This window comes from Cupriavidus sp. UBA2010 (assembly GCF_002335265.1).
Lineage (GTDB): Bacteria > Pseudomonadota > Gammaproteobacteria > Burkholderiales > Burkholderiaceae > Cupriavidus > Cupriavidus metallidurans.
Map to the genome: position 1 here is coordinate 24,409 of NZ_DDCI01000016.1, position 26,934 is coordinate 51,342.

21 protein-coding genes and 2 tRNA genes are annotated in these 26,934 nt (G+C 64.0%); 17 read left to right on the forward strand and 6 right to left on the reverse strand.

Annotation, left to right across the window (positions count from 1 at the left end; all coding sequences use genetic code 11):
- The first annotated feature begins 194 nt into the window (after positions 1-194).
- The 9 genes from B2246_RS12300 (at position 195) to B2246_RS12340 (ending at position 9,334) form a co-directional block, all read left to right on the forward strand.
- A complete protein-coding gene (locus B2246_RS12300; protein WP_008648510.1) occupies positions 195-1,433 on the forward strand; it encodes a GTP cyclohydrolase II in 1,239 nt (412 codons plus the stop codon).
- Positions 1,430-2,737 (forward strand): URC4/urg3 family protein, encoded by a 1,308-nt coding sequence (locus B2246_RS12305; RefSeq protein WP_286881459.1) that lies wholly within the window; start codon positions 1,430-1,432, stop codon positions 2,735-2,737. Before B2246_RS12300 ends, B2246_RS12305 begins: the two co-directional genes overlap by 4 nt.
- A gap of 149 nt (positions 2,738-2,886) precedes the next feature.
- Complete coding sequence (upp, locus tag B2246_RS12310) at positions 2,887-3,579, forward strand: uracil phosphoribosyltransferase (RefSeq protein WP_008651376.1); 693 nt, start codon at positions 2,887-2,889, stop codon at positions 3,577-3,579.
- Entirely contained in the window at positions 3,579-4,241 is a 663-nt protein-coding gene (locus B2246_RS12315; protein WP_186426643.1) for a TetR/AcrR family transcriptional regulator, read from the forward strand. The genes upp and B2246_RS12315 overlap by 1 nt, the downstream gene beginning before the upstream one ends.
- 83 nt (positions 4,242-4,324) lie before the next feature.
- Positions 4,325-5,605 (forward strand): amidohydrolase family protein, encoded by a 1,281-nt coding sequence (locus B2246_RS12320; protein WP_286881458.1) that lies wholly within the window; start codon positions 4,325-4,327, stop codon positions 5,603-5,605.
- Between the two features lie 108 nt (positions 5,606-5,713).
- Positions 5,714-5,800 (forward strand) — tRNA-Leu (locus tag B2246_RS12325).
- 383 nt (positions 5,801-6,183) lie between these two features.
- On the forward strand, positions 6,184-7,074 hold the full coding sequence (locus tag B2246_RS12330) for a hypothetical protein (protein WP_035883546.1): 891 nt from the start codon (positions 6,184-6,186) through the stop codon (positions 7,072-7,074).
- A 118-nt stretch (positions 7,075-7,192) separates the two neighbouring features.
- Positions 7,193-7,269: transfer RNA gene (locus tag B2246_RS12335), tRNA-Arg, on the forward strand.
- A gap of 652 nt (positions 7,270-7,921) precedes the next feature.
- On the forward strand, positions 7,922-9,334 hold the full coding sequence (locus B2246_RS12340) for a DUF1254 domain-containing protein (RefSeq protein WP_008649531.1): 1,413 nt from the start codon (positions 7,922-7,924) through the stop codon (positions 9,332-9,334).
- Positions 9,335-9,419: 85 nt separating this feature from the next.
- Here B2246_RS12340 and B2246_RS12345 read toward each other — a convergent pair whose 3' ends face one another.
- Both B2246_RS12345 and B2246_RS12350 read right to left on the reverse strand, forming a co-directional pair.
- Positions 9,420-11,519, reverse strand: a complete 2,100-nt coding sequence (locus tag B2246_RS12345) for a TonB-dependent receptor family protein (protein WP_035883549.1) — start codon at positions 11,517-11,519, stop codon at positions 9,420-9,422.
- A gap of 330 nt (positions 11,520-11,849) precedes the next feature.
- Positions 11,850-12,158: a hypothetical protein gene (locus B2246_RS12350; protein WP_008649533.1), complete on the reverse strand. Its 309-nt coding sequence runs from the start codon at positions 12,156-12,158 to the stop codon at positions 11,850-11,852.
- Positions 12,159-12,326: 168 nt separating this feature from the next.
- Between B2246_RS12350 and B2246_RS12355 the strand changes: the two genes are divergently transcribed.
- Positions 12,327-12,797: an Lrp/AsnC family transcriptional regulator gene (locus B2246_RS12355; RefSeq protein ID WP_008649534.1), complete on the forward strand. Its 471-nt coding sequence runs from the start codon at positions 12,327-12,329 to the stop codon at positions 12,795-12,797.
- A gap of 13 nt (positions 12,798-12,810) precedes the next feature.
- On the opposite strand, the gene B2246_RS12360 is transcribed toward B2246_RS12355, so the two are convergent.
- Complete coding sequence (locus tag B2246_RS12360) at positions 12,811-13,749, reverse strand: DMT family transporter (RefSeq protein WP_051705449.1); 939 nt, start codon at positions 13,747-13,749, stop codon at positions 12,811-12,813.
- A 126-nt stretch (positions 13,750-13,875) separates the two neighbouring features.
- Between B2246_RS12360 and B2246_RS12365 the strand changes: the two genes are divergently transcribed.
- Positions 13,876-14,346 carry an Lrp/AsnC family transcriptional regulator gene (locus B2246_RS12365; protein ID WP_008649536.1) on the forward strand — a complete coding sequence of 157 codons (471 nt, stop codon included), beginning with the start codon at positions 13,876-13,878 and terminating at the stop codon, positions 14,344-14,346.
- 16 nt (positions 14,347-14,362) lie between these two features.
- On the opposite strand, the gene B2246_RS12370 is transcribed toward B2246_RS12365, so the two are convergent.
- Positions 14,363-14,968 carry a uracil-DNA glycosylase family protein gene (locus B2246_RS12370; RefSeq protein ID WP_286881456.1) on the reverse strand — a complete coding sequence of 202 codons (606 nt, stop codon included), beginning with the start codon at positions 14,966-14,968 and terminating at the stop codon, positions 14,363-14,365.
- Positions 14,969-15,034: 66 nt separating this feature from the next.
- Here B2246_RS12370 and msrA point away from each other — a divergent pair, with 66 nt between their 5' ends.
- Positions 15,035-15,541 carry a peptide-methionine (S)-S-oxide reductase MsrA gene (msrA, locus tag B2246_RS12375; RefSeq protein ID WP_035883550.1) on the forward strand — a complete coding sequence of 169 codons (507 nt, stop codon included), beginning with the start codon at positions 15,035-15,037 and terminating at the stop codon, positions 15,539-15,541.
- A gap of 179 nt (positions 15,542-15,720) precedes the next feature.
- Positions 15,721-21,582, forward strand: a complete 5,862-nt coding sequence (gene uvrA, locus B2246_RS12380; RefSeq protein ID WP_286881454.1) for an excinuclease ABC subunit UvrA — start codon at positions 15,721-15,723, stop codon at positions 21,580-21,582.
- Between the two features lie 40 nt (positions 21,583-21,622).
- Here the strand turns inward: uvrA and B2246_RS12385 are convergent, their stop codons facing one another.
- Positions 21,623-22,366, reverse strand: coding sequence for a TetR/AcrR family transcriptional regulator (locus tag B2246_RS12385; RefSeq protein ID WP_008649542.1), 744 nt, complete (start codon positions 22,364-22,366; stop codon positions 21,623-21,625).
- Positions 22,367-22,657: 291 nt separating this feature from the next.
- Here B2246_RS12385 and B2246_RS12390 point away from each other — a divergent pair, with 291 nt between their 5' ends.
- From B2246_RS12390 to B2246_RS12400, 3 genes are all read left to right on the forward strand, one after another.
- Complete coding sequence (locus B2246_RS12390) at positions 22,658-23,815, forward strand: porin (protein ID WP_286881452.1); 1,158 nt, start codon at positions 22,658-22,660, stop codon at positions 23,813-23,815.
- Between the two features lie 220 nt (positions 23,816-24,035).
- Complete coding sequence (locus B2246_RS12395; RefSeq protein WP_051705453.1) at positions 24,036-24,590, forward strand: winged helix-turn-helix transcriptional regulator; 555 nt, start codon at positions 24,036-24,038, stop codon at positions 24,588-24,590.
- Positions 24,591-24,695: 105 nt separating this feature from the next.
- On the forward strand, positions 24,696-25,109 hold the full coding sequence (locus B2246_RS12400) for a hypothetical protein (protein WP_011519001.1): 414 nt from the start codon (positions 24,696-24,698) through the stop codon (positions 25,107-25,109).
- Between the two features lie 34 nt (positions 25,110-25,143).
- Here the strand turns inward: B2246_RS12400 and B2246_RS12405 are convergent, their stop codons facing one another.
- The gene (locus B2246_RS12405; protein WP_286881449.1) at positions 25,144-25,908 is read right to left on the reverse strand and encodes an SDR family oxidoreductase; all 765 of its coding nucleotides are present in this window, start codon (positions 25,906-25,908) and stop codon (positions 25,144-25,146) included.
- Between the two features lie 103 nt (positions 25,909-26,011).
- Between B2246_RS12405 and B2246_RS12410 the strand changes: the two genes are divergently transcribed.
- The gene (locus B2246_RS12410) at positions 26,012-26,926 is read left to right on the forward strand and encodes a LysR family transcriptional regulator (protein WP_286881447.1); all 915 of its coding nucleotides are present in this window, start codon (positions 26,012-26,014) and stop codon (positions 26,924-26,926) included.
- Positions 26,927-26,934 lie beyond the last annotated feature (8 nt).

Below are 26,934 nucleotides of genomic sequence, written 5' to 3' on the forward strand. Positions count from 1 at the left end.
AACGTACTCAAATCAATGCCGGTGCGGGCGCACCAGCATGTACCGCCCTCGTCATGCATTTCGCACCCGTCCGGTGCGTGCGGAATGTCACCCACGGTAACAACCCCAGTTGAGGGTTGGCATGGCCATTGCCTAGTATGGATATATAAACCTGACCAACTGGTCAGGTTTCGATCCGGGGAGACGAGGCTGCCATGTCCGATCATATCGTTCTGACCTCGCACACACGCCGCGACAAGCCGGCCGAGCCGATTCACTGGGGCGCACCCACGGCGGCCGAGCGGGGGCCAGTCATTGCCAGCCTGACGGACCCCGCGCAGCGCAACGTTATCGGTACCCACGCCGGCGCCTATGCGATCTATCGCGCGTTGGCGGTGGCGGCGGGCAGCCTGCAGCGCGCGCATCGTCCTGACCTGACCGATACATCCCCGGCCGAAGCCATCGGCCCGCACCCGCAGTGGGGCGATCCGGACAGGATCGTGTCGCTGGATCCCTGGGGCCACCTGGTCTCCACCGTCTTCGCCGATCGCATCGCCGCCGGGGTGGACATCCGTCCGACCATCGCCATCACGCGTGCCCATATCAACATGCCCGAACTCATGGCCGCGATCTCGGCCGGCCGGCTGAAGCCCGACGGCGACATCCTCGAGGCCAATGGCGACGTGCGCGTGACCAAGGCGGCGGTGGACCCGGTCTGGTACCTGCCCGGCATCGCGCGCCGCTTCAATATCAAGGAGAGCGTGCTGCGCCGCAGCCTGTTCGAGCAGACCGGCGGCATGTTTCCCGAGCTCGTGACGCGACCCGATCTGAAGGTGTTCCTGCCTCCGATCGGCGGCATGACGCTCTACTTTTTCGGCGATGTCACGAAGCTGGGCCAGCCTGACACCCGTGTGGCCTGCCGCGTGCATGACGAATGCAATGGCTCCGACGTGTTCGGGTCGGACATCTGCACATGCCGCCCGTATCTGGCGCACGGTATCGAGGTTTGTATCGAGATGGCGCAGCAGGGTGGTGTGGGCCTGGTGGTCTATAACCGGAAGGAAGGCCGCGCGCTTGGCGAGGTGACGAAGTTCCTGGTCTATAACGCGCGCAAGCGCCAGGTGGGCGGCGACCGCGCCGAAACCTACTTCGAACGTACCGAATGCGTGGCCGGCGTGCAGGATATGCGGTTCCAGGAATTGATGCCGGATGTATTTCACTGGCTCGGGATCAGGAGGATCGATCGCTGGGCCTCGATGAGCAATATGAAGCATGGCGCGCTGACGGCGCAGGGTATCGAGGTGGTGGAGCAGGTGGCGATTCCCGAGTCCCTGATTCCGGCCGATGCGCGCGTGGAAATCGATGCGAAGGTGGCGGCGGGTTATTTCTCCAGGTACACGCCGCCTGACGCCAAGGAACTCGCCCAGGCAAAGGGCAGGGGGTTGAAGGAATGACTGAATTTCCGGAAGGAGGCAGGGCAGGACGCGACGATGGCTTGGGCAGCGGCTGGCATAGCCCCGTTCCACCCGATCATCCCGCGGCCGCGCTGCTCAGTGCGGAAGCCGTGCGAACGCGTTGCGCGGTGGTGACGGACTTCGTGGCGTCGGGGGAATCCGAGCTGTTCACGTGGCACCCGGACCGCGTTCACGCGATCGCCGACTATGTGGCCGCGACGATTCGCCGCCGCTATCCGACGCTGCAGGTGCCGTATCACAGCCGTTGGCGCCACTTCGAAAGTGGCGGGCCGGGGCAGGCCACGATCAACCGCTGGCAGATCCTGTGCGAGCGCGCGGGCATGTCGGGCCCTGAGCATCGCGAGGAGCGCGCGCGGATCGGTATAGACCTGGTGATCCCGAGTGTGCTGCTCGATGCGGGCGCCGGGCCCGACTGGCGCTACCGCGATGCGGCCAGCGACATGATGCTGACGCGTTCGGAGGGACTTGGCGTGGCCAGCTTCGACCTGTTCGCGCGTGGCGGCTTCTCCGCCGGGCAAGGTGATCCGTTACGTTCCGACGCCGACCGCCTCTGCCGCATCGACGCCTCGACCATTGCCTCGGCGTTCCAGGTAGCGCAGCACAATCCGCTGGTCGGCCTGGAAGGGCGCGCGGGACTTCTGCGCCGGCTCGGCGAGGTGATGCAGGACACACCGGCGGTATTTGGCAGTCCGGCACGGCTCGGCAACCTGTATGACTATCTGGCCTCGCATGCGCGCGAAGGGCGGATCGAAGCGAGCTTCGTGCTGCGCACGCTGCTGGTGGCGCTGGGCCCTGTGTGGCCAGGCCGGCTGCAGATCCAGGGGATCTCGCTCGGGGATTGCTGGCGGCATCCGGCGGCGCCCGAGGGCATGGTGCCGTTCCACAAACTCACGCAATGGCTGACCTATTCGTTGCTGGAGCCGCTGGAGGATGCGGGGCTGACCGTGACCGGGCTCGATGCGCTGACGGGTCTGCCCGAGTACCGCAATGGTGGCTTGCTGTACGACTTCGAACTGATGGTGCCGCGCGATGCCACGTTCGCCAGCCGCGCGCACGCGGTGGATGAGCCGGAGATCGTCGAATGGCGCGCGCTGACCGTGACGGGGCTGGACCTGATCGCCGATGGCGTGCGGCAGGCGCTCGGTTTGAGCGAGGCGGACTTCCCGCTGGCACGTGTGCTCGAGGGCGGCACGTGGGCGGCGGGGCGGCGCGTCGCGGCGCAGCGGCGTCCACCGGGCGGGCCGCCACCGTTCGCGATACAGAGCGACGGCACCGTGTTCTAGCGCGTCGCGCATGGATCGAACGCACGGAAGCAGGCAGCAGCTAACAGACAGCAGACAACGGAAACGATTCGCTGGCAGCCCCAGGCGTGGCGGGCCCAAGGGCCGCCTTGCCCGAACTTCACGAGAGTTTGTCACTCAAGGAGCGCACCATGAACGATCTGCCAGCCGCGGCTGCGGCCGCGGAGACCTATGTCAACCCCGATAAGGCCACGTCGCCTTCGGTCATGGTCGTGAATCATCCACTGGTGCAGCACAAGGTCACACTCGTGCGCAACGAGGACACCACCACCGACAACTTCCGGCGCCTGGTGCGGGAGATCAGCCAGCTCCTGACCTACGAGGCCACGCGCGACCTGGCGATGGAGATCATCTCGATCCGCACGCCGATCGCGCCCATGCAGTCGCCGGTGCTGTCCGGCAAGAAGCTCTGTCTGGTATCGATCCTCCGTGCCGGCAACGGCTTTCTCGACGGGATGCTGGAACTGCTGCCGGCTGCTCGCGTGGGTCATATCGGCCTGTACCGCGACCCCGAGACGCTGGAGCCGATCGAGTACTACTTCAAGATGCCCGAGGACATCGGCGAGCGGATGGTGATCGTCGTCGACCCGATGCTGGCCACGGGCAACTCGGCCATCGCCGCCTTGAACCGTCTCAAGGAAGCGGGGGTGACCACCATGAAGTATGTCTGCCTGATTGCGTCGCGGCCTGGATTGCGCGCGCTGCAGGCGGCGCATCCCGATGTGTGCATCGTCACGGCGGCCATCGACGAGCAACTTAACGAGCACGGCTATATCGTGCCCGGTCTCGGTGACGCCGGCGACCGGCTCTACGGCACAAAATGATGGGCGCGCCGGCGCTTGCGCCACCCGTGCGCGAATCGGGAGGCCGTATCCGGCAGGAGAACGAGGCGCAGATCCTGCGCGCCGCGGAACACGTGTTCGCGCGCGCGGGGTTCGCCGGGGCCACGATGGCCGACATCGCGCTGCAGGCCGGCATGCCGAAGTCGAACCTGCACTACTACTTCCGGACGAAGCAGGCGCTGTACCGTGCCGTGCTGGCGCACACGTTGCAGCTCTGGCTATCCGAGACCGATATCATCAGCGCCGACCATGCGCCGCGCGTGGCGCTGGAGCAGTACATCCGCGCCAAGATGCGGCTGTCGGCCAGCCATCCGGACGCGTCGCGCGTGTTCGCCAACGAGTTGCTGCACGGCGCCCCTGAGATCGGCGGCGTGCTGCGTGAAGCGTTGCGCGAACTGGTGACGCGCAAGGCCATGGTGATTCGCTCGTGGATCGAAGACGGTCAGATGGCCCGGGTCGACCCCTATCACCTCTTCTTCACGATCTGGGCCGCCACGCAGACCTACGCGGACTTCGATGCCCAGGTCTGCGCCGTACTGGGCGTCAGCCAGCTCGACACCGAGGACTTCGAACGCGCCACCGAGCACCTGGTGGCGTTGCTGCTGCGTGGCTGCGGGCTGGATCAGAAAGCCTCGCTGGCCTGATCCAGCATCATGCGTGGCAGTTGCCATGCAGTCTTCGTCTACCATTGCCACGTCACCGCCATCGGGATCACAAGGGACACCTCATGTTCGACACCATCCTGCGCCGCTGCAATATGCCTGACGGACGTACCGATATCGATATCGGCATTGCCAACGGCCGGATCGCGGCGGTGGAGCCACGGATCGCGGCAACGGCGGGAGAGGAGATCGACGCCGCTGGGCAGCTTGTCTCGCCGCCGTTCGTCGACGCGCACTTCCATATGGACTCCACGCTGTCATATGGTCTGCCGCGCGTGAACCAGTCCGGCACGCTGCTCGAGGGCATCGCGCTGTGGGGGGAACTGAAGCCGCTGCTTACGCAGGATGCCATCGTCGAGCGCGCGCTGGCGTATTGCGACTGGGCCGTCTCCAAAGGGCTGCTGGCGATCCGTTCCCACGTGGATGTGTGCGATCCGCGCCTGCTGGCCACGGAGGCGCTGCTGCACGTGCGCGAGCGCGTCAGGCCCTACCTGGATCTGCAACTCGTGGCATTTCCGCAGGACGGTCTGTTGCGCGCGCCAGATGCGCTCAACAACCTTCGCCGCGCGCTGGACCTTGGTGTCGATGTGGTGGGCGGCATTCCGCATTTCGAGCGCACGATGGCCGACGGGGCGGCGTCGGTGAAGATGCTCTGCGAGGAAGCCGCCGAGCGCGGGTTGCGCGTGGACATGCATTGCGACGAAAGCGACGACCCGATGTCGCGCCATATCGAGACGCTGGCGAGCGAATCGGTACGGCTGGGGTTGCAGGGACGCGTCACGGGTTCGCATCTGACGTCGATGCATTCGATGGACAACTACTACGTCTCCAAGCTGCTGCCGCTGATGCGAGAGGCCGGCGTATCGGCCATCGCCAATCCGCTGATCAACATCACGCTGCAGGGGCGGCACGATACCTATCCCAAGCGGCGCGGCATGACGCGCGTGCCCGAGATGCTTGCCGCCGGCATTCCTGTGGCCTTCGGTCACGACTGTGTGATGGACCCCTGGTACAGCCTTGGCTCGGGCGACATGCTCGAGGTGGCCCACATGGGTCTGCATGTCGCGCAGATGACGGGGCTGGACGCCATGCGCGCGTGTTTCACCGCTGTGACAGAAACGCCGGCACGTATCCTGGGTCTCGAAGGCTATGGGATTTCGCCGGGCTGCCGCGCCGATCTGGTGCTGCTGCAGGCGCGGGACCCGGTGGAGGCGCTCCGCCTGCGCGCGACCCGGCTGGTGGTGATGCGGGCAGGGAAAGTCGTTGCCCGCACGACGCCGGCCACCGCAATGCTGGCGCTCGAGGGGCGACCGGCCAAAGTCGACTTCCAGCTACACCGGGCATGACGGTATGGAGAGTTTTTTTGAAGAATCGATGAATTTTGTGTTGACAGAGATCGTCTTGCTCAGCATAATCTCTTTCTTCGCATCGCAGCAGCAATGCAGCGAAACGAAGCCCAGATGGCGGAATTGGTAGACGCACTAGGTTCAGGTCCTAGCGGTGGCAACACTGTGGAGGTTCGAGTCCTCTTCTGGGCACCAAATTCAGAAAAGCCCCGCGCAAGCGGGGCTTTTTTCGTTTCTCCGCCCGGAAAGAAAGGCCCTTGAGGGCCTTTCGCGAGGACGAGAAAAGGTTGCGCTTGCAAGCGCAACCCGGGGTCGCGCATGGGTGACCGAGTCCTCTTCTGGGCACCAAATTCAGAAAAGCCCCGCGCAAGCGGGGCTTTTTTCGTTTCTCCGCCCGAGGCCTAAGAGGGCCGGCTCCAGGAAGAATGGCTGACACTGTCAGGAGAAATTCTCACGGCGCGCCACACCGTGCCGCCCCCGTCCGGCAACCCGCATTACGGTCTAACTGACAGGCTGGCTTTGACCTATGCTCCAGTTTGATCGGGCACGATTCAATAACGCCCGGCAAGGTGGTTGCCATGTCCGTACTGTTCACGTGCGGGAGAGGGGAGGGCGCCGGGCATTGTCCCGGCTGGGAGCGCTGTGTCGGCACGCACCCAGGGCACCATTCCTGTCTCCATCTGGGCTTCCTGATCGTGCTGCTTGCGAGCGCCGCGGCCTGCGCCGAGGAACTTGCGAGCGGGCCGCCGGGCGCGGATACGCCGCCATCGATTGTCCAGGACAAACGCGACGCGGGCACGTCGCCTGCGAAAGCCACCACACCGGAATCCCCATCGCTTGAGCCACCTCGTATGGTGGCCGCGGACGACGATCCTGATCAGCCTGCGCCTGTTGACGTGCTGGCTTCGGAGCAGATGGCGGTGCCCGGCGGCGAGCATGAGGTCGTGGGCAGTGCGGGACCGATCGATCGGCAGGTCGAAACGTACCGGGCCGGAGCGCGCCCGGCGATGCTGCATCTCGATGACATGACAACGGCAACCGGGTTCGTCGATGGCAGCACGCGCACCATGGCACTGGCGATGGATACGCCGCTGTCGCGTAACGGATCCGGTCCGACCCTGCAGTCCCGTGTCGAGATGGCATACCGTCCTGGCATGGCGCCGGTACCCGGCAACTGGGACGCGCCACCGGGCGAGGCCAATGCCACCGGGCTGGCCGTGCGGCTGTATAGCTCCGCGCCCACGCGCCTGAATGGTGTCTACCCCTTCGTCGAAGCGGACTGGTGGCAGGACAATCGCGCACGCACCATCAACATCAACGGCACGCGCATCGACACCGATCTGTTGCGTGGTCTGCTGTCCTTCAACGTCGGCGCGCACAGCAATTCGACCACCGGCCTGAAGCTCTGGGTCAAGGCGCGCGCAGGACGCAACGCGGGCGGGACACTGGGTGCCAGGTACCGCTGGTAAGGGATGGCGGTGGCAGTGTCGAGGCAGTGTCTGACGAGGGAGTATCTGGTCTTCGAGAAATAATTTTCACGAAGTACTTGCGCGCGATGCGAATTGCGATACAATTCGGGCCTCGCGTGCGGCTGTAGCTCAGTTGGATAGAGTACTTGGCTACGAACCAAGGGGTCGTGGGTTCGAATCCTGCCAGCCGCGCCACCTATTAAAAGGGCTTCCAGAAATGGAAGCCCTTTTTCATTTTGGGTTGCGCGCGAAGGTATGTCCGACTCGATTGTGCTCGGTTGACGCAACTGAAGACGATGACCGACTCGTATGCGGTGGCCGCTGCGGCAATCCATGGCGCAAAGCAGAGGCGGTGAAACGATGTTTGGCTGGCGGGCATCCTGATTCGAACAACTGCGAGAGCGCGGCGACGCTGGATAGCGCAGTTGCCCTCAAGTCGTTCTGTCAGGGCTTATAAGCCCTGAGATTAGTCGCCGGCCCTTCGATGCCAAATGGCATTTCGCTCGCCTGAGAACATGTGCCCTAAAGGCCGCGTCGTTCAATTTGAGAACGCTTGGATCGGCACTTGGGTTTGTGCGCCTCATGTAGACATCGCTTTCGCCTGAATATCTGTGGGTGCATTCGGTCCACAGGGCACGAACCGGCAAGTACCCACAGCATCCTGCGGCCTTGCACAGTCCCTGCCGAAGCCAACCCCAATGTACGTTTCCCCGCGCAACCACTCGCCGGGGCCATTGACAGCCGCCAACCCGGAAGCACATTATTCGTCCCTATCAGATGCGCCTCCGGAGCAACTCGCGCCCCTGCTGATGCCCGGAAGGCCGCCATTCCCATGGGAAACGGGGTCATGAATTCATCCATCCGCAGATTGGCGGGCGCAGTTGCGCTTGCCGTTTTCCTTTCCGCTTGCTCGTCCACGTCGGAGCGTCCGGCAGCTGATTCGGCCGTCGAACAGCCGCCATCCGATCAAGCGATGAAAACCCTCTCGGCCGAGGTGTTCACCTACGCCTATCCGCTCGTTCTAATGGACGTTACGCGTGAGGTGGCGACGGCCAAGGTGCCGGTCAATACATTCGGTCACAAGCGCGCCTTCCCGGATGCGGCCTTTACCGATGTTGTCAGCCCGAATGCCGACACCTTGTATTCGTCGGCGTGGCTGGACCTGTCGAAGGAGCCGATGGTGCTGTCCGTGCCCGATACCGGCGGCCGCTATTACCTGATGCCGATGCTCGACGCCTGGACCAATGTCTTCGCGTCGCCGGGCAAGCGTACGACTGGCACGAAGCGTGGTGTCTTCGCGATCGTCGGCCCGAACTGGCAGGGGCAGTTGCCCAAGGGTGTGAAGGAGATCAAATCGCCCACCGATATGGCCTGGCTGATTGGTCGGATTCAGACCAATGGCAAGCAGGACTATGCGAACGTGCACCGGCTGCAGGATCAGTTCCGCCTGGTGCCGCTGTCGGCGTGGCGCAAGGGCAGCCGTACCGCAGTGCAGCCCGTGCCGCGCGCAGCGATGATCGATACGGAGACGCCGCCGGCCGAGCAGGTGGCGGCGATGGACGCCCAGGCATTCTTTACCCGTCTGGCCGCGCTGCTGCCTGCCAACCCGCCCGCAGCCGATGACGCCGCGATGGTGGAGAAGATGCAACGCATGGGCATCAAGGCCGGTCAGCCGTTCAAGACCACCGTGCTCGAGCCTTCGACGGCGCGCGCCGTGCAGGAGGGTGCGTCCGCCGCGCTGACGATGATCAAGGCCAATGGGCGCAAGAGCGCTGCCGGCAATATGGGCTGGCGCGTCCAGCGTGATATCGGGGTGTATGGCACGGATTATGGCCGCCGCGCTGTGGTGGCGATGTTCGGTCTGGGCGCGAATCTGCCCGAGGATGCGATCTACCCGACCGCGCGCGCCGATGCGATGGGCCGCCCGTTCGATGGTGGCAGCCGCTACGTCCTGCACTTCGACAAGTCACAGTTGCCGCCGGTGAAGGCGTTCTGGTCGCTGACGATGTACAACGACAAGCAGGCATTCGTCAGCAATTCGATGCAGCGCTACGCGATTGGCAGCCGTGATCGCCTCCGCTACAACCGCGATGGCTCTCTGGACATCTATATTCAGTACGAACGGCCCGACGAGCGCAAGGTATCCAACTGGCTGCCGGCGCCGCCCGACGCCTTCAACCTGATGCTGCGAGCCTACTGGCCGGACCAGGTGGTGCTCGATGGCAAGTGGATGCCGCCCGCCGTCCAGCGCGTGAACTGATTTCCCGCGCCACGCCCGGCAAGGGCGTGGCGAAGCCCTCATCCGAGTGCAGTGCATCCGAGCGCAATAGGCACAATGCCCGCACTCAGAACTTGTACTTGATCCCCGCGTAGAACGCACGGCCGCTGCCCGGATAGAACACCGAGGTATTGGCCGTCCGCGCATCCGTGACGGTGCTGAAATCGCTGATATAGCGTTTGTCCGTCAGGTTGCGGGCATCGAGGAACAGCGTCACGCCACGCTCGAACTCGTAGCTCGCCTCAATACCGAATAGCACGTAGCTTGGTACCTTGAGCGTGTTGGCGTAATCCACCCATGCACCGGTCGGCACCCAGTCGATCGTGCCCGCCACGCGCAGGCGCGAGTTTCGGCTATAGGACAGCGTCGTGCGCAGCACGTGCTGCGGCACCCCGGCGATCCGGTTGTTGCCATAGACAGGATCGTTGTCGAAGCGGAAGTCACTGTAGTTCCAGAGCTGGGACACATTGACCTTGTCGCCGCTGCCGAACACGTTGCGTAGCACGTCTACATTCGCGCCAAGCTCCACGCCTTGCAGGGTCGTCTTGTTCGCGTTGAACGTTGACGCGGGGATATCGGGGCTGACCGTGTACTGAAGCAGTTGGTCGCGCACCAGAGAACGGTACAGCGTCAGGTCCCATCCGAAACGGTCCTGCTGGCCGCGCGTGCCGAGTTCCAGCGTCCAGCCATGCTGGGCGGCCAGTGGCACGAACTGCTGTGTCATGCCGATCGTCTGGTTCAGGTCCGTGAAATCGGGCACATCGGCGCTACGGGTGATATCGATGAACGCCTGGACGTTCTTCTTCGGTTCCCACAGCACGCCAAACTTCGGATTCACGCCGCTGTAGGTCGTGGCGTCCGACTTCGGCGTTGGGTTGGTGGGCAAGCCACCGTAGTCCTTGTACTCGCGGCGGTTGCGGTACGCCTTGGCGCCAGCCATCAGCGCCACGGTGGGCAGCACATAGAGGCGGTCTTCGAGATAGAGCTCGTAGTTGTAGGCATCCTGCGCCGAATTCAGCGTCTGCGCGCCACGATTGCCATTGACGTTGACGTACTGGCGCGCGTCGTTGTTGCCGCCGAAGAATCGCATCCCGGCGATCAACTGGTTACGCATGCCGCCAAGCGCGAATTCGCCCGTGTAGCGGGGCGCGAAGCCATAGGTCCAGTAGTCCTGGTCGATCACCTGGAAGATCGGGTGATACAGGCTCTTGTGGATCGCCCAGGTAGTGAAATCGATCTGGCCGCTGTCGAGCTTGATGGTGGTGACATTGGCCAGGCGCTCGGTGCGCGTGTTGCGCGCCTGGTCGCCCGCCAGCGCGCTCGGCGATGCCATGCGCGGATTGTTCAGCGCATCGTTCAGAGAGAGTGTGCCGGGCAGCAATTGATCGACGACATAGGCGCCAAAGTAGAAGCGCGTCTCCACCGCCGGGCTGAACCGGTAGCCGAGATTGGCGTTGAGCTGCTCGTACTGGCCGCGTTCGTGATTGCGATAGCCGTCGGAATGGCTGACCGTGGCGTTGACCAGAAAGTCCCAGTTGCCGATCTGCCGTGACACCTGGCCACTGCCGCGCACGGTGCCGAAACTGCCCCCATCCAGTCGGACCATGTTCGGCGCGTCGACGGTCAGCGCGGTGGGTGTGGTGAAGTTGATGGCGCCGCCCAGGGTGGTGCTGCCATACGCCAGCCCGTTGCCGCCCTTATAGACTTCGGCGGCCGAAAGGCCGAGCGGATCAATCTGATAGAAATCGCCGCTGCCATCGGCAAAGTTGGTCGGCACGCCGTCCTGCAGGATTTCCAGCCCGCGCGTATGGTAGCCGCGCGCAATCCCCGAGCCGCGGATCGACAGCCGCAGCTCCTGTCCGTACCGTTCCTGCACGTAAACGCCGGGTGCATCCTTTAGCACATCGCGTAGATCGCTGGCGTACGTGTTGCTATAGGCGTTGGCATCGACAAAGCCCACGGATCCGGCCGACTGGAACAATGACTGGCGCTGCTGCGCGATGCCCGGAGCGGTCAACGAACCCGCCGCGGCGGCCGTGGCGGTAACAGGAGGAAGGGTGGGAATCTCGGCAGGAACGCTTGCCGGAACGGCTTGGGCGAAGGCCACACCTGACAGTGCGGCGGCAGGAAGCGCCGCTGCGCGGCGCCATTTTTTTTGTCGTTGCATTGCTTGCGGTCGATAGGCCCATGCCGAGGATTCAACGTGGGCCAGAGATGCTTAATTTTTGGCTCGACCGCAAGGATACGGAGAGGGGTATCCGTGCGCCATGCGACACAGCGACGCAACGGACCTTCTTGACTTATATCGAAAGTTGTCCCGCGCAGTTGGGGTCGCATGCTGCACCGCGAGCGTGCGCTGTTGCCGCGCTGCGCGCGCTTGCGGATACACGCTTCCAAGTCACCGGCGGCCAACAGCCCGAAGGCATTGACGGTCCACTCGAAGTACGCGGTCCAGACGTCGCGGCGCAGGAGCTGCCGGGGACGCCGGCCTGGCGGCTCAGGCGTGGGCGGCCTCGGCTTCGACCTCAACGCCATCTTCCGCCAGAAGCATGTCGACGTCGTCGGAGAACTCGGCGTCGACAACCTCGACTTCAACGCCATAGCCGACTCGGCGCACGAACAGATGCAGCAGATCAGCCGCCGGCGCTTCGCAGCACAGGTTGGCCATGTGGCCGCGTTCGCTGTCGACCTGAAGCTGACGCAGTGAGAGCCCCGTGCGACGGGCGCTGGCAAGCACCCATTCCAGGCTGCCGAAGACGTCGGCGCGATCGAGGCGGAGGGCGAGCTGGAGGGTGGGCAGGGGCATGGCAGGGTCCGGAAGCAAGGCGTAAGTGATGCGTAAGCGGTTCGGTAAATTTACCAGCGCGTCCGCAAAATTGGCTTCTGATTTTTCTGCACAGGCTGCCAATTTTCAGAATGAATATCTCCAATCATGTAGATTGGAGGTTATTACATCTTCTGCGTACGATTTTCCGTGAACAACCCGCTCAAACTCGATGAGATCGATCGTCGCATCCTGCGCGAATTGCGTCGCGACGGCCGCATCTCCAATGCGAAGCTGGCCGAACGTGTCGGCCTGTCCGCCACGCCTTGCTGGAACCGGGTCAAGGCCCTGGAAGACGCTGGCGTGATCAGTGGCTATGCCGCGCTGCTGAACCAGAAGGCGCTGGGCTTGCCAGATACGGTGCTGATCGAAGTCACACTCGATCGCCACGACGACGAGATGTTCAATCGATTCGGCGAGGCGCTGGCGCAGTTGCCCGAAGTGCTGGAGGCCCATCTGCTGACGGGCGAGTACGACTACCTGATCAAGGTGGCGGTGGCAGGCACGGAAGGCTATGAGGAATTCCTGCGCCACAAGCTCTACAAGCTTCCCGGCCTGCGGCACAGCCACTCGACCTTCGTGCTGCGCACGCTGAAGCGCGAGCCGTCAGTCGAACCCTGATCCTGACTGGGCTCTAGCGGGCAGCCAGCCTGCCGAGCCGGGGCGCGAGCGCGGTAGTCACCACGCCCATTCCGATCAGCGCGAGGCCGATCGACAGATCGAGCGAGATCTGTTCGTGCCATGCCACGGTCGACAGCACCAGCCCGATCACCGGAACACCAAGCATGGCAATCGAGGTGGCGGCCGGCGGCAATGACTGCGTCACGTTCAGCACGACGATAAAGGTCAGCGCGGTGGCGAGCGGCCCCGTATAGGCGATCACGGGCCAGATGTCGACCATCGCGCCCAGGTCGGGCGCGCCATCTCGCAACCAGGCAAGGGCAATCAGCGGGACGGTTGCCACGGCGCATTCCCAGGGGATCATGTCCGCGCCGAGCCGGATTGCACGATTTGCGCGCAACTGAATGATGCTGACCGACCACGCCAGTGATGCCCCGAGCAGCATCGTCAGGCCCATCACCGTGTGCAGTTCCCAGCCGCCGAGCGCCGGAGCGACGATCACGGCGATGCCGGCGTAACTGAATGCGGTCGCCAGCCATTGCAGGCGCGATGGCCGCTCGCCGAGCACCAGCGAGGACAGCGGGATCACCCAGATGGCGGTCGCATACGCAATTACCGATGCGCGGCCCGGCGGCACGTACTGCAGCGCCCACAACGCCAGCGCCGTGAATGCGCCCATCTGCAGCAGGCCGACGCCGATCACCAACGGCCATTCCTGCCGCGAGGGCAGGCGGAGCCTGCGCAGGGCGCCGAGCACGAGGAAGCTGATCAGCGCGGCCGAGCCGAATCGGCAGGCAGCGAACCAGAGCGGGCTGATGTGGGCCAGTCCCATCTTCATGACTGGCCAATTACCGCCCCAGATGACGACGGCACCAATCAATGGCAGAAAAGAGCGGAATCCGGCGGTGGCCGGGGCCCGGGAAGTGGCGCTGGACGGGGCGGTAGCGGACATGCGAAGCGAGAGAGATCGTTTGCGAAAAGTCTACGATTCATCGCCCGGCATCAGTAACCGGATCGCACTGCTGCAGTCGTTCAATACGGCATAGAATGCTGCAATGTAAAACCATGGAAGCATGACATGCTGGACATCGAACTCGATGCCACTGACATCCGGATTCTCGGCGAACTGCAGCGTGATGGCAGCCTGACCAATGTGGAGCTGGCCAGCCGGGTCAGTCTCTCGCCGTCTCCATGCCTGGCGCGTGTGAAGCGTCTGGAGAAGATCGGCGTGATCTCGCGGCGCGTCACGCTGCTGGACGCGCGTCGGCTGGGCCTGAAAGTAGTGGTGTTCATCTCCGTGTCGCTCGACAAGCAGCGACGGGAAACGCTCGATACGTTCGAGCGGCGAATCGCCGCGTTGCCACAGGTGATGGAGTGCTACCTGATGTCCGGAGACGCTGACTACCTGCTGCGTGTAGTGGTGCCCGACGTGGAAGCGCTTGAGCGGTTGATCATCGACCAGATCACCCGCATCCCCGGTGTGGCGAGCATTCGTTCGAGCTTCGCGCTGAAGCAGGTGCTGTATAGCACGGCGCTGCCGCTCGGCTAGGTCGAATCCCGCTAATTCATAGCCTGGCGCGCACGGCCGCCTGCAGCGCTGGCAGCAATTCGGCTTCGAACCAGGGCTGCTTGCGCATCCAGCCGACAACGCGCCACGAAGGGTGAGGCAGCGGAAACAGATTGGGGCCGAAGCGGCGGAAGTCGCGCACGATCTCCGTCATCGTGGCGCCGACTTCGCCTTGCAGGTAATAAGCCTGGGCGTAGCTGCCAACGAGCAGGGTCAGACGATCTTCCGGCAGGAGCTGCAGGATGGCGTCGTGCCAGAGCGGTGCGCACTCGTGGCGTGGCGGGAGGTCCCCGCTCGGACCCTTGCCGGGGTAGCAGAAGCCCATCGGCATGATCGCCACGCGCGATGCATCATAGAACGCATCGTGGCTCAGCCCCGTCCATTCGCGCAGGCGGTCGCCGCTGGGGTCATCGAACGGAATGCCGCTGGCATGTACCCGCGAGCCCGGTGCCTGACCGATGATCAGGATGCGAGACGTGGCGCTGAACTGCACGACGGGCCGCGGGCCGGCAGGCAGATCGGCAGCACATTGGGTGCAGGATGCGATGTCACGCCGCAGGCTCGTGACGATAGCCTGCGCGCGCTGTGGGGACTTTGTGACCATGAGCGGATTCGACGCGGTGTGCGTATATTACTGGCCTCTACGCCACGCGATGCAAAGGACCCGAGTATGACGACGCAAATCGAAACCGCAATCCTCGCCGGCGGCTGCTTCTGGGGGATGCAGGACCTGCTGCGGCGGTACCCCGGCGTGCTGTCCACCCGGGTGGGCTACACCGGCGGCGACGTGCCGAATGCAACCTATCGCAATCACGGCACACACGCCGAGGGCATCGAGATCGCCTTCGATCCGAGCCAGATCAGCTATCGCCAGATCCTGGAGTTCTTCTTCCAGATCCACGACCCCACCACGAAGAATCGCCAGGGCAACGATGTGGGGACGAGCTATCGCTCGGCGATCTATTACCTGAATGACGAACAGAAGCAGACAGCGGAAGATACCGTGGCCGACGTGAATGCGTCCGGACTATGGCCTGGCAAGGTCGTGACCGAAATCGCACCGGCCGGACCGTTCTGGGATGCCGAGCCGGAACATCAGGACTACCTGGAGCGGTACCCGAACGGCTATACCTGCCACTTCATCCGGCCGGGCTGGAAGCTGCCGAAGGGAGGCTGAGGTAGGGCCGGAGGTCTGCCTGCGACCCGCCGAGGTTCTCGACAATCTTGTCTGTATCCTGTCAGGATGACTGTACGTTTATACAGTATAGTTATGCCGACCACGCGGTCAGTGAGGCACAACGAAGGTAAGGTATCCCTTCAGTTATCGCCTCCAACTATCTGATTAGAGAGGATAAATTGTCAGATTCCGGCACCATTCGCATTCGCGGCGCCCGTCAGCACAATCTCAAGGACGTTGATCTCGACTTGCACACGGGTCAGATGACCGTGGTGACTGGGCCGTCCGGTTCGGGAAAGTCGAGCTTGGTGTTCGACACGCTCTACGCCGAAGGCCAGCGTCGCTACGTCGAGACGTTCAGTGCCTATGCGCGCCAGTTCCTGGATCGCATGGATCGGCCCCAGGTCGACAAGGTGGATGGTGTCCCGCCGGCCATCGCGATCGACCAGACGAATCCGGTGCGAAGCTCGCGGTCCACGGTCGGCACGATGACCGAGCTCAACGATCACCTGAAGCTGCTGTTCGCGCGCGCGGCGGAACTGTTCGACCGGCAGACCGCGTTGCCGGTCCGGCATGACTCGCCAGAGACGATTTATGCGGAACTGGTGGCCCGGACGAGCACGGGGCAGCCGTTTGCCGATGCCCGGCTGGTGCTGACGTTCCCGGTCGAGCTGCCGGAATCGGCCACCGAGGAAGAAGTCGCCCAATGGCTCTCGGTCAGCGGATACACCCGGGTGCACGGCCAGCGCGTGGTCGAGTCGGCGACCGGAAATCGCAAGGTGCTCGACGTGGTGGCGGACCGTTTCCGCATTGGCAACGTGGAGAAGGCGCGGGCGCTAGAGGCCATCGAGGCCTCGCTCAAGCGTGGCAGCGGCCGCGTCAGCGTGCATGTGGTGACGGACGAGGGTGAAGGGCCGGTCTGGAAGTTCTCGACCGGGCTGCATTGTCCGGAAAGCGATATCCGCTATGCGGACCCCCAGCCAGCGCTGTTCTCGTTCAATTCCGCCTATGGCGCGTGCGATGCCTGCCGTGGATTTGGGCGCGTGATCGGTGTCGATCTGGGGCTGGTGATTCCTGACGTCCGCAAGTCGCTGCGCGATGGGGCGATCAAGCCGATGCAGACCCCCGCGTGGAAGGAGTGCCAGGACGATCTGATGCGCTACGCGGCCAAGGCCGGCATCCCGCGAGATCTGCCGTGGAACCAGCTCAGCGAAGCCGAACAGCACTGGGTGATCCACGGGTCCCCCGACTGGAACGGGCAGTGGAACAAGCAGTGGTACGGCGTGATGCGGTTCTTCAACTACCTCGAGTCGAAGGCCTACAAGATGCATATCCGCGTGCTGCTGTCGAAGTACCGCAGCTACACGCCGTGCGAGACCTGTGGCGGTGCCCGCCTGAAAACCGAGGCGCTGCAGTGGCGCCTGGGGAGCACCGGGAACGCTAACGCCGTGCTGCCGCCGGCCGAGCGTTTCCTGCCGCGCGGCGTGGACTGGAGCCGCTCCCAACTGGAAGCGCTACCCGGCCTGACCGTGCACGACCTGATGCTGATGCCGATCGCGCGCATCCGGCGTTTCTTTGACGACCTGACGCTGCCGTCGGCGCTGCTCGACGATGCGCTCAAGCTGCTGCTGGCGGAGGTCCGCACACGGCTCAAATACCTGTGCGATGTGGGTCTGGGTTATCTGACGCTGGACCGCCAGAGCCGCACGCTTTCGGGCGGGGAAGTGCAGCGGATCAACCTGACCACGGCGCTAGGCACCTCGCTCGTCAATACGCTGTTTGTGCTCGACGAGCCCAGTATCGGCTTGCATCCGCGTGATCTGAACCGCATCGTGGAAGCCATGCATCGCCTGCGCGACGCTGGCAATACGCTGGTGGTGGTGGAGCATGACCCGTCCGTGATGCTGGCCGCGGATCGCCTGATCGACATGGGGCCGGGGCCGGGCGAACGTGGCGGCATGATCATCTTCGACGGAACGCCAGAGGCCATCCGCAAGGAGCGGACCCTCACCGGGGACTACCTCGGCGGACGCCGCCGCGTGACGGACACGTCGGACTGGCAATTGCGCCCGATCGACGCCGCCACGCCGCGTCTGCGGCTGGAAGGGGCGCGCGAGCATAACCTCAAGGACGTCACGGTCGAGATCCCGCTCAATCGCCTGGTCTGTGTGACCGGTGTGTCGGGCTCGGGCAAATCGACGCTGCTGCAAGACGTCCTGTATCCGGCCATGGCACGCCATTTCGGCAAGGCTACCGAGTCGCCGGGCGTGTTTCGCGAACTGGTTGGGGCGGACCAGGTCGATGACGTGGTCTTCGTCGACCAGTCGCCGATCGGCAAGACGGCTCGCTCGAACCCGGCCAGTTACGTTGGCGCGTTCGACGAGATCCGGAAGTTATTTTCCAAGGCGCCGCTGGCACTGCAGCGCGGCTATACGGCTGGCACCTTCAGTTTCAACTCTGGCGATGGCCGTTGCCCGACCTGTGGTGGTTCGGGGTTCGAGCACGTCGAGATGCAGTTTCTCTCGGATGTTTACCTGCGTTGCCCCGATTGCGATGGCACGCGCTATCGCCCGGAGGTGCTGGAAGTCAAGATCGAGCGTGCCGCGCGCGGCCAGGCGCCACGCGCCCTGAGCGTGGCCGACGTGCTGGAGCTGACGGTCAGCGAGGCGACGGCCCTGTTCGAGAGCGATCCTGCCGTGTTGCGGGTGCTGGCGCCGATTGCGGACGTCGGCCTGGAATACGTCAAGCTGGGGCAGCCCGTGCCGACACTGTCTGGCGGCGAGGCGCAGCGCCTCAAGCTGGCCGGCTTTCTGGCGGAGGCGGCGCAGGCCCAGCCGGTCAAGAACCGCAAGGCGGTGGTGTTGCCGAAGCGCCTGTTCATGTTCGACGAGCCAACCACCGGGCTGCACTTCGACGATATCGCCAAGCTGATGCGGGCTTTCGGCAAGCTGCTCGACGGCGGCCATTCGCTGATCGTCATCGAGCACAACCTGGACGTGATCCGTGCTTCGGACTGGATCGTCGATCTGGGTCCGGAAGGTGGCGACGCCGGCGGCGAGGTGGTCTGCGTGGGGACTCCGGATGACGTCCGGGCGTGTGCCGAATCGCATACCGGCCGCGCGCTGATCCACTATGACGGGGCATTGGGCGAGGCCGGCACGCTGGCGGCGGAGCGCGCCGAGACTGCGGAACATGGCCTGCCACTGCAGGCGGCGGTGCAGGCCGCGCGGGCGCGCCGCGCCATCGAGGGCGAAAACGTCGTGCGTATCGTGAATGCCCACGAGCACAACCTCAAGTCGCTCAACGTCGATATCCCACACGGCAAATTCAATGTCATCACCGGGGTATCGGGTTCGGGCAAGTCGACGCTCGCGTTCGACATCCTGTTCCACGAAGGACAACGCCGCTATCTGGAGTCCCTCAACGCCTATGCGCGTTCGATCGTGCAGCCGGCCGGGCGGCCCGAAGTGGATGCGGTCTATGGCATTCCACCCACGGTGGCGATCGAGCAGCGGCTGTCGCGTGGCGGGCGCAAGAGCACAGTGGCCACCACGTCGGAGGTCTGGCACTTCCTGCGGCTGCTCTACGTCAAGCTCGGCATCCAGCATTGCGTGCACGATGGCGCGCCCGTGACTTCACAGAGTCCGGCATCGATCGTCGCCCAGCTGATGCGCGATCATCGCGGCCAGCACGTGGGTTTGCTGGCGCCGCTGGTAGTCAACCGCAAGGGTGTCTATACCGATCTGGCCAAGTGGGCCAAGGCGCGTGGCAACACGCATCTGCGCGTTGACGGCGAGTTCCTGCCGGTCGATCCGTGGCCACGCCTGGACCGCTTCCGCGAGCACACGATTGAGTTACCGGTGGGCGATATCGTCGTGTCGCCGGACAATGAGGCGGAACTGCGCGCGTTGCTGGAGCAGACACTCGAACTCGGCAAGGGGGTCATGCATCTGCTGGCCCCGCTCGATGGATTGCACGACGCGATGCAGGGAGGCAAGAACACCGGGCACGTGGGCGAAACGAAGGTGTTTTCGACCAAGCGTGCCTGTCCGGTCTGCGGCACGAGCTATCCGGAACTGGATCCCCGCATGTTCTCGTACAACAGCAAGCATGGCTGGTGCAACACGTGCGTGGGCACGGGTCTGGCGCTGACACGCGAGCAGCGCGCCGCGTTTGACGATACCGTGCTCGGTGGCGATGACCGTGGCCGTGAGCAGAGCCTGCCATCGGAAGAGCAAGAGCCGGAGGGCGTGGGTGACGCGGCGTGTCCCGATTGCAGCGGGACGCGTCTCAATCCCGTGGCGCGTGCGGTAACGTTCGATGCCAATGCGATTACCGATGTAGCGCAATGGACGGTGTCCGATACCCGCCGCTGGGTAGACGGTTTGCGCCTGAAGGGGCGCGATGCCGAGATCGCGCGCGACGTGGTGACGGAGATCGCCAGCCGCTTGCAGTTCCTGGAGGAGGTGGGGCTCGGTTACCTGAGTCTGGACCGTGCCGCGCCGAGCCTGTCTGGCGGCGAGGCCCAGCGTATCCGCCTGGCCGCGCAGCTTGGCAGCAATCTGCAGGGTGTTTGCTATGTGCTCGATGAGCCGACGATCGGCCTGCATCCGCGCGACAACCAGATTCTGCTCGATGCCTTGCGCAAGCTTGGCGACAAGGGCAATACGCTGGTGGTGGTGGAGCACGATGAGGACACGATCCGTCGCGCCGATCACATCATCGACATCGGCCCGGGCGCAGGCAAGCGCGGTGGCAGCCTTGTGGCGCAGGGTGGCGTGGAAGCGCTGGCGGCGGCCAAGGATTCGACCACCGGGCAGTTCCTGGCCCATCCGATGATCCATCCGCTGCAGGCGCGCCGTCCGGTCACGCCCGGGCGCGCGGGCAAGCCCGCCGATCCGCAGCAATGGCTGACCGTCCACGGTGCCAACCTGCACAACCTGCGTGATGTCACCGCACGGATTCCGCTGACGCGGTTGGTGACGATTACCGGGGTGTCCGGATCCGGCAAGTCGACGCTGGCGCGCGATGTGCTGATGACGAACCTGCTCGACGCGGTCGGGCGATCGGTGATGTCCTCGCCGGCCACGCGCCGCGCTCGGGCTGTGGCCGAAAAGGCTGGCAAGCCGACGGCGACCAAGTCGCTCAGCGTGGAGCACGCGTGGCATGGCTGCGAGTCGATCAGTGGCTGGGAGTCGATCGACCGTGTGCTCGAAGTCGATCAGACCCCGATCGGCAAGACGCCGCGCTCCTGTCCGGCGACCTATATCGGCGTGTGGGACGCCATCCGCAAGATGTTCGCGGAAACGCTCGAAGCCAAGGCGCGCGGTTATAGCGCGTCGCGGTTTTCGTTCAATACCGGCGAGGGCCGCTGCCCGGCGTGCGAGGGCCAGGGCGTCCGGACGATCGGCATGAGTTTCCTGCCGGACGTGAAGGTGCCATGCGATGTCTGCCATGGGCAGCGCTTCAACCCGGAAACGCTGGCGGTGACCTGGCGCGGCAAGAACATCGGCGAAGTGCTGACGATGGAGATCGACGAGGCGGTGGAGTTCTTCTCGGCCATCACGCAGATCGCGCATCCGCTGCAACTGATGAAGGATGTCGGCCTGGGCTACCTCACGCTGGGCCAGCCGTCGCCCACGTTATCGGGCGGTGAGGCGCAGCGCATCAAGCTAGTCACCGAACTGTCGAAGGTCCGTGACGACATCACGCGCCGCGGCCAGAAAGCGCCACACACGCTGTATGTGCTAGACGAGCCGACGGTGGGCCTGCATATGGCGGACGTGGCGCGCCTGATCAAGGTGCTGCATCGCCTGACCGATGGCGGGCACAGCGTGGTGGTGATCGAGCACGATCTTGACGTGATCGCCGAGGCCGACTGGATTATCGACCTAGGGCCGGAAGGTGGCGCGAATGGCGGCACGATCGTTGGCGCGGTGGACCCCGAGGCCTTGTCCCGCATTCGGGCCAGCCACACCGGCGCGGCGCTGGTGCCCGTGCTGGCGCGCGCTGCGCAGGATAGCGAAAGGGCGGCGGGCTGAAGTCGGCGGGAGGGCGAGGCTGGCTGGCCCTGCGGGCCGGCTAGTGCTTTCGGGCGGAACTGCGGGGCGTCGGCCCCTGGATCGCCGCCGCGCAGAAATCAATCAGTTCCTCCATCGGAGGTTCCGAGCGCGAGCGTTTCCCGCGCTCGCGCACCCAATGGGCCAGCGCGTAGACCACGGTGTCGATGAACCAGACCATGCGCAGTTTCATCACGTCGCGAGGCACGTTCGGAAACAGCTGGTAGATATGCTCCCGCACGCGGTACAGCGCGCTCATCGCGGTCCGATCCACGAGGCCCTTGCTCAGCAGACCCGGGCTGAACGTGGTCTGTGCCAGCACCTGCAGGTAGTTGGTGCCCCAGTCCGTCTGGAGCACCACGTCGACCAATGGGCGAATCGTGGCATCCACCACGCCGTGAATGTCGACGGGCGTCCCGCGTTGCTCCAGCGCGTCGAGATAGCCGTTCCGGATCCGGTTGATCTCGTGCAGGCGGCGGTTGAGGAGATGGCTCACCAGGGCCTCGCGTGACCCGAAGTGATAGTGCAGGGCGGAGCGGTTCTTCTGGCCGCTTTCCACCACGATCTGCCGTAGTGCCACCTGCTCCACGCCCTGCTCGGCAAAAAGCCGTTCGGCGATCTCGAGGATCCTTCTTGCGGTGTCGGTCAGGTCGTCGCCATTGTCGTCGGTCGCTTCCACGCCGGGGCTGCCACGCCTGGCAGCCTTGCCTTGCGCAGGCGGCTTGTGCTCGTCGACGATGATGGTGCGCGCTTGCTTGAGCTTCATCAGAAATGTCCTGCCGTTCCCTGAGCTTCTCGGTGGATGAATGAAAGCCCGGCAAGGATACGGAAAAATCTGATGTCCGACATCTGTCGAGGCTTCGAATCCGTCCAAATACCCGTCCAGTTGGGGAAAGTCCTAGCTATCTGAACCTTCGGATGGCCTTAGCCTTCGTCCTTGTCAATTTAATACGAGAGATTAAATGACATGACGTAATCGCAAGATTGCGCCTCAGGGCACCGGGTCGGAGGAACCGGAGTCATGGGCCACCACACCAGAGGACGGGGATTCCAAAACATGAAGAAGACGCTGTTCGCCGCCATTGCCGGCGGCCTGCTTGCGCAAGGGGCGCAGGCACAATCGTCCGTGACGCTCTATGGCGTTGTGACGACGAGCATCCAGTACGTCAATCACGTACAGAACACCAACAACGGCGTGCTGGCGCCGGGTAGCGGGTCGGACGTGTTCATGAACTCGTCGGGCATCGCGCAGTCGCGTTTCGGCTTGCGCGGTATCGAGGATCTTGGTGGCGGGCTCCAGAGCTTGTTCGTGCTGGAGAACCAGTTCAATACCGACAATGGACAGATGGGTAACGGCGGCCTGCTGTTCGGCCGCCAGGCTTACCTGGGCCTGCAAAACCAGTGGGGGAAGCTGACGTTCGGCCGCCAGTACACCTCAGCGTTCCTGATCATGGGTAGCTTCACGCCAGCAGCGTACGCGCCCGAGTTCGAGCCCGTGGTCGGCATTGCCGGGGCGAACTTCCGCGAAAACAACATGGTCCAGTACCAGGGCACGTTTGGCCCGGTTTCTCTGATGACGCACTGGTCGTTCGGCGAGCGCACCGGTACGTTCGCGGCCGGTTCGGCGTACGGTATCGGCGCGTCCTACCAGTCTGGGCCGTTCGGTGTCGCGGCGGCCTATGACGAAGTCAAGACGCTGAATACCGCCCAGGCAACCGGCGCGTCGGGTTCGAACGACTACGGCCGCGACATGCGCGCGATGGTCGCGGGCAGCTACCGTCTCGGACTGGTGAAGATGGTCGCCGGCTATCGCTGGGGCAACTCGGTGGCACCGTCGACCGGCACGCCGACGCTGTTGCCGCATCGCGACAACATGTACTGGGCCGGCGTGTCCTGGGATGCCACGGCCGCGCTGCGCCTGACCGCGGCGTACTACTACGACGACATCAAGGACGCGACGATCGCTGGGCAGCACGTCAACCCGAAGAATCCTCAGCAGTACCTGGCGCTGGCCGACTACAACCTTTCCAAGCGCACGGATGTCTTCTTCGCGGTGATGTACGCACGCAATGCGTCGCTGAACTGGGACAACATCTCGTATTTGCCGAACGGTCAGTCGGTGGGCTATCTGCCGTCGACCTCGCAGGTCTATTACAAGACGCCTGATGCCAGCGGTCAGATGGGCGTTTCGCTGGGTCTGCGCCACATCTTCTGATCCAACTGAAAGCGAGGGCCTGCGCGGCACTCCACTCCGCGCAGGTATTCTGGCGCCGCAATGGATATTGCGGCGCCGTTTTTGTTGGTCGCGTTGCTTCTGTCGCTGCCCTTGGCGCCGTCATGGGGGCGGGGTCGGGGCGGCCGCCACCATTCCAGATCGTCCGACGTTGCCGAACGTAGGTATCATCATCATGTTTTCGCCAAACGGTCCGGACGATATGCAACGCAAGACTTTCCGCAATATGCAATGCCCGATCGCCCGCAGCCTCGAGCGTGTGGGCGAATGGTGGAGCATTCTGATTCTGCGCGATGCGTTCTATGGCACGAAGCGCTTCGACGAGTTCCAGAGAAACCTCGATATCGCGCCGAATATGCTGACGCGCCGGCTCAACGGGCTGGTCGAGGAAGGCCTGCTGGAAAAGCGCCAGTATTCGGAGCGCCCGCCGCGCTACGAGTACGTGCTGACCGATTGCGGGAGGGATTTCCGCCCGGTATTGCTGGCGCTGCTGGCCTGGGGCAATCGCAACTTCGCGCCGGAAGGGCCCAGTGTCCAGATCGTCGATCGTGAAACCGGCAAGGTGGTGGAACCGATGCTGGTGGATACCGAGAACGGCGAGCCGCTGCAGATGGGCAGGCGCCATGTGCTCAGGGCAGGGCCGGCGGCCGATGAGTCCACGCGCGCGCGGCTTTCTTCCGCGACATCTCACATGACAACGGCGGCTCCGGCGGCCCCGGCAGCCCCTCTGACGCGGGAAGCCGGCAAGGTTGCGTGACGCGCCAGCGCCTTCCAGGTTGCTCCGAGAGCATTTCTGACATAGAGTCCAAGGCATAGCACCCGTCTTCCGACGGTTTTTTCCGCCGACTCCGGATACGACCTGATGCCACGTCTTTCCTATCCGTGCCTGGCCCTGGCCGCGTTGCTCGCAGCCTGCACCAGCACACCAATGCCTCCTCCCACCCCGCCACAACGCACGCCTCCCACTAGCGTGGCACCTCCTGCCGGAAACTACGGCGGCGTCAGCCGGGCGCAGATGGAAGCCGCCGGCAACGCCTGCGAGAAGATGGTCGCAAACGCCGTCAAGAATCGATATCCGCAGCCCGGCAGCGTGATGATGATGCCGGACCGCGAGCGGATCTATCAACAATCCGCCTCGCAAGCGGGCGTGAGCGGCGAGGGCACGTTCGAGCCCGATGGCACCGAGGAGAGCATGTCGTTCCGCTATACGTGCCTCTTCAACTTGCGGACCAACCACGTCGATGACGTGCAGATGCGCTACGGCCCGTACTATTGAATGGGCACCACGCACCTGCGCACCTGCGCGGCCGTTAGACCATTCCCCCATTCGCGCGTAACACCTGGCCGTTGATCCAGGCCCCATCGGGGCTGGCCAGGAATGCCACCGCTGCCGCTATATCTTCAGGTGTACCCAGTCGTTCGAGCGGATTGAGCTGCGCGAGCCGTTCGATCGTTTCAGGTGATTTGCCGTTGAGGAACAGGTCGGTAGCGGTTGGCCCCGGTGCCACCGCATTGACGGTAATGGCGCGGCCGCGCATCTCCTTGCTCAATACGGCGGTCATCGCTTCCACGGCCGCCTTCGAGGCCGCGTAGATGCCGTAGCGCTCCATGCGCAAGCCAATGACGCTGGTCGAGAGATTGATGATCCGGCCGCCATGGCGCAGGCGGCGGGCAGCCTCGCGCATGGTGTGGTAAGCCCCTTTCAGATTGATGTTCATCACGCGCTCGAATGCTGCGTCGTCAGACGCTGCAATCGTGTCGAGCACCATCACGCCCGCGTTGTTGACAACGACGTCGACGCCGTCAAACTTGGCCTCGGCTGCATCGAACATGCGGGCGACCGCGCTGGCATCGCTGACATCGGCCTGGAAGGTCATGGCCCGGCCGCCACTTGCTTCGAGCTTGCGACGCAGATCCCCGGCGGTGTCCGCGCCGTTCGCATAGTTGATGACGACCGCGAAGCCGTCGCGGGCCAGCCGCGCCGAAATGGCGGCGCCGATGCCGCGTGATGCGCCGGTAACGATGGCGACCTTTTGTGATTCCCCCTGCGACGGCTGCGAGTGGTCTGTAGTCATGGCATTTCCTCGAATGAACTGAATCGGTGAGGGAACGATAGACCTTACGCAATGCTAGATAAACAGGCAGAATTGGGCATCAGTATTCGAAAATCCGAACAATATGGACCGTATCGACGCCATGCGCGTGTTCGCACGAATCGTGGAGCGGCGCAGTTTCACCGCTGCGGCCAAGGACCTGGACTTGCCACGCTCGTCGGTGACCGACGCGGTCAAGCAACTGGAATCGCGGCTTGGCGTGCGATTACTGCAGCGGACCACACGCCACGTGAGCCCGACGCTCGACGGCGAAGCCTATTTCCAGCGCTGTCTGCGGCTGCTGGCGGATTTCGAGGAGGCCGAGGCGGCATTCGCGGGCACCTCACCTAAGGGCGTGCTGCGGGTCGACGTGCAAGGGCAACTCGCGCGCCGCTTCCTGTTTCCGGCCTTGCCGGCATTCCTGGCACGGCACCCGGGCATCACGCTGCAAATCAGTGAGGGCGATCGTCTGGTCGATCTGGTTCGGGAGGGCATCGACTGCGTGCTCCGGGTTGGTGAACCGCAGGACAGCGAGATGGTGGCCAGACGCGTGGCCCGACTGGCGCAACTCACGCTCGCTGCTCCCCCATACCTTGCGCGACATGGCAATCCAGTGTCGATCGAGTCGCTTGGCGACCACAGCATGGTCGGGTTTCGCTCCACGCTAACCGGTGGCCTGCTGCCGCTCGAATTCATGGCCGGAGGGGTACGCAGTGAGGTCATGTTGCCGGCGCCCGTGTCGGTGAGCGGCGCGGAAAGCCTGGTGGCGGCATGTCGGCTCGGCCTCGGATTGATCCAGGTGCCGCGCTACCACATCGAGGAGGATTTGCTCCGCGGCACGTTGGTCAGCGTGCTGCCGGAAACTCCCCCACCAGCGATGTCGGTATCGCTGCTGTACCCCCGGAGTCGTCAGTTGTCGCAGCGAGTGAGAGTGTTTCTCGACTGGGTTTCGGCGGAGTTCGCAAAACATCGTGGCACGAACGGCGTAGAAGTCGACTGAACGCGCGA

Bases quoted from the DNA above. Each gene is read 5' to 3' on its own strand.
- B2246_RS12300 (WP_008648510.1), top strand. From the start codon at position 195: ATGTCCGATCATATCGTTCTGACCTCGCACACACGCCGCGACAAGCCG.
- B2246_RS12305 (WP_286881459.1), top strand. From the start codon at position 1,430: ATGACTGAATTTCCGGAAGGAGGCAGGGCAGGACGCGACGATGGCTTG.
- upp (WP_008651376.1), top strand. From the start codon at position 2,887: ATGAACGATCTGCCAGCCGCGGCTGCGGCCGCGGAGACCTATGTCAAC.
- B2246_RS12315 (WP_186426643.1), top strand. From the start codon at position 3,579: ATGGGCGCGCCGGCGCTTGCGCCACCCGTGCGCGAATCGGGAGGCCGT.
- B2246_RS12320 (WP_286881458.1), top strand. From the start codon at position 4,325: ATGTTCGACACCATCCTGCGCCGCTGCAATATGCCTGACGGACGTACC.
- B2246_RS12330 (WP_035883546.1), top strand. From the start codon at position 6,184: ATGTCCGTACTGTTCACGTGCGGGAGAGGGGAGGGCGCCGGGCATTGT.
- B2246_RS12340 (WP_008649531.1), top strand. From the start codon at position 7,922: ATGAATTCATCCATCCGCAGATTGGCGGGCGCAGTTGCGCTTGCCGTT.
- B2246_RS12345 (WP_035883549.1), bottom strand. From the start codon at position 11,519: ATGCAACGACAAAAAAAATGGCGCCGCGCAGCGGCGCTTCCTGCCGCC.
- B2246_RS12350 (WP_008649533.1), bottom strand. From the start codon at position 12,158: ATGCCCCTGCCCACCCTCCAGCTCGCCCTCCGCCTCGATCGCGCCGAC.
- B2246_RS12360 (WP_051705449.1), bottom strand. From the start codon at position 13,749: ATGTCCGCTACCGCCCCGTCCAGCGCCACTTCCCGGGCCCCGGCCACC.
- B2246_RS12365 (WP_008649536.1), top strand. From the start codon at position 13,876: ATGCTGGACATCGAACTCGATGCCACTGACATCCGGATTCTCGGCGAA.
- B2246_RS12370 (WP_286881456.1), bottom strand. From the start codon at position 14,968: ATGGTCACAAAGTCCCCACAGCGCGCGCAGGCTATCGTCACGAGCCTG.
- msrA (WP_035883550.1), top strand. From the start codon at position 15,035: ATGACGACGCAAATCGAAACCGCAATCCTCGCCGGCGGCTGCTTCTGG.
- B2246_RS12385 (WP_008649542.1), bottom strand. From the start codon at position 22,366: ATGAAGCTCAAGCAAGCGCGCACCATCATCGTCGACGAGCACAAGCCG.
- B2246_RS12390 (WP_286881452.1), top strand. From the start codon at position 22,658: ATGAAGAAGACGCTGTTCGCCGCCATTGCCGGCGGCCTGCTTGCGCAA.
- B2246_RS12395 (WP_051705453.1), top strand. From the start codon at position 24,036: ATGCAACGCAAGACTTTCCGCAATATGCAATGCCCGATCGCCCGCAGC.
- B2246_RS12400 (WP_011519001.1), top strand. From the start codon at position 24,696: ATGCCACGTCTTTCCTATCCGTGCCTGGCCCTGGCCGCGTTGCTCGCA.
- B2246_RS12405 (WP_286881449.1), bottom strand. From the start codon at position 25,908: ATGACTACAGACCACTCGCAGCCGTCGCAGGGGGAATCACAAAAGGTC.
- B2246_RS12410 (WP_286881447.1), top strand. From the start codon at position 26,012: ATGGACCGTATCGACGCCATGCGCGTGTTCGCACGAATCGTGGAGCGG.